The 1,944-nt window shown below is 43.1% G+C and carries 2 protein-coding genes and 1 pseudogene; 1 reads left to right on the top strand and 2 read right to left on the bottom strand.

Features of this window, described 5'->3' with window-relative positions; translation table 11 throughout:
• A pseudogene (locus tag I8752_RS18410) lies at positions 1–205 on the top strand (hypothetical protein); the annotation flags it as partial.
• Between the two features lie 521 nt (positions 206–726).
• On the opposite strand, the gene I8752_RS18405 reads toward I8752_RS18410, so the two are convergent.
• Positions 727–1,134 (bottom strand): DUF1682 domain-containing protein, encoded by a 408-nt coding sequence (locus I8752_RS18405; RefSeq protein WP_214433754.1) that lies wholly within the window; start codon positions 1,132–1,134, stop codon positions 727–729.
• Positions 1,135–1,479: 345 nt separating this feature from the next.
• Positions 1,480–1,668, bottom strand: a complete 189-nt coding sequence (locus tag I8752_RS37425; RefSeq protein ID WP_225895739.1) for a hypothetical protein — start codon at positions 1,666–1,668, stop codon at positions 1,480–1,482.
• Positions 1,669–1,944 lie beyond the last annotated feature (276 nt).

Below are 1,944 nucleotides of genomic sequence, written 5' to 3'. Positions count from 1 at the left end.
CGACCGCGTCTTTAGAGCAAGACCTCTTATTACGTGTAATTGCTTGATTCCTGGGAAAGAGTTAAGGTGTCAATCTTGCCCTCAATTTCAGGAGTTTTTGGGAATTGTTAAACAGAAGGTGGATGACTTGCGTTTTTTGAGCTTTCAAGAGTTACAGAACCTGAAATTGCTTTTCGATAAAAACAGCGATCGCTCAGAGGTGTAGAGCGACAGATTATGCCGGACTTTTCAGTCAAGAAGCGACGGGACAACTTGGAAGTGGAAACTCCAGCCTCTAATGCTATTGACCGGCATTAGGTGTTGCGGCTGTCCATCGCAGGTATTTTTATGGCCACTCGAGAGCCGGGGATATGAATGAATTGAAAAGACTTTGACAGCTGCATTCCACATAATAGCCCAAAAGTGTAATGCGACGACTATATATATTGATGTGACGTTGGGTTTGCGTTGAAGCGAACGCTTATCTATTGAATAGTCTGCTACTTAATTCTGATGAACGAGGTGAGATTTTTCGGGTGTCCGTCAATCGAAACCAGCTAGGTGAGGTTGAGTATTCACCAATTTATGTGGGGGAAGTTAAGAGTGAAGACCTGATGCTTTGGTCAGATAATTCTTTTTACAAAGTCCTGATTAACATTTTTTTGGCGTTAATTTGAGCAGAGTTATTCAAAGACACAAAGGAGAGTATTGCTACTCTCCTAACTGAACATTAGTAAAATTTAAAGCTTAGTGATAAAGTCTCGCTTGACGTTCACGCAATTCACGAGCGCGTTGTTCACGGGCTTGACGTTCACGTAATTCACGAGCGCGTTGTTCACGGGCTTGACGTTCACGTAATTCACGAGCGTGTTGTTCACGGGCTTGACGTTCACGTAATTCACGAGCGTGTTGTTCACGAACTAATTTACTGTTATTAAAAGCTACAGTATTTCGATTCAAATGTTCATGCTGGTATTTCACTTCAGCAGCACTAGCATTTTGAGAAAGAGCAGCAATTGAAGCTGCTGCTAATAAGCCTCCAATCATCAGAGATTTTAAGCGGTTCATATATTCTTTAATCTGCTTTGGATTACTTGATTTGTATATTCTCAATTTAATCTGAATAATCAGGCACACACCTGTAACAAAAGTCATGTTTAAATGGTTACTTTAGTCACTTCTATTGAATGAAGGTTGATTTTGCGTTCGTCATTCTGTGGTAATGTCGGAGTTATTAAAGATTTTTAGCCGTTCTTCTAATTCCTGAACTTAGTCACGGATCTGCTGCTCAATGTCTGACCAGGAGTGATAACTTTCAACCCCTCGCCATTCTGCGCGGTTAGAATCAAGGTCAAGCACGATAACCCTATAACCTGCTTGTTTTTTCTGTTTGGCAACGTAACGAGCTAGCCAGGATTTACCACCGCCCTGGTTGCCCCATATAAGGGCAGTTTGTTTGACTAAGTTTTGTACCCAGCTATCAGACTGGGTGATCGCCGACTATTCACTGCCAGTTACTTTATCGTCACCCCTGGCAACATCCTGCATTGACTGCCCCGGCAATGCTCCGGCTGGCTGTCCAGTTGCCTGCTGTAGTTGCGCCTGTGCTTCGGCTTCTACCTTCAAACGTACCTGCTCTTGAAAAATGGCTAATTGGAGAAACAGGGTAGAGAACTGGTATTTACCCATGATGAACGAGGTGAGATTTTCCGAGTGGCAGTCAACCGAAACCAGTCAGGTGAGCTTGAGTATTCACCGATTTATGTGGGGTCAGTAGACTCAGAAGACCATCACTTTTGGCAAGAAGCAGAGCGCGTATTGCAACAAATAATAGAATCAAAACAGCAACAAAAAAGAAGACAGACTAAAGGGATGTCTCTCTAAGTGATACCGCAACTTTTAACCGTTCAAGCTCAAACAATGGTGGTGTTGGGAGCAACGCGATTTCGTGAGGTGGCAAAGCTG

Origin of the sequence: Dendronalium phyllosphericum CENA369, from assembly GCF_016056275.1 — a bacterium.
GTDB classification, from domain to species: Bacteria; Cyanobacteriota; Cyanobacteriia; order Cyanobacteriales; family Nostocaceae; genus Dendronalium; species Dendronalium phyllosphericum.
This window is presented reverse-complemented; position numbering and strand designations above follow the sequence as displayed.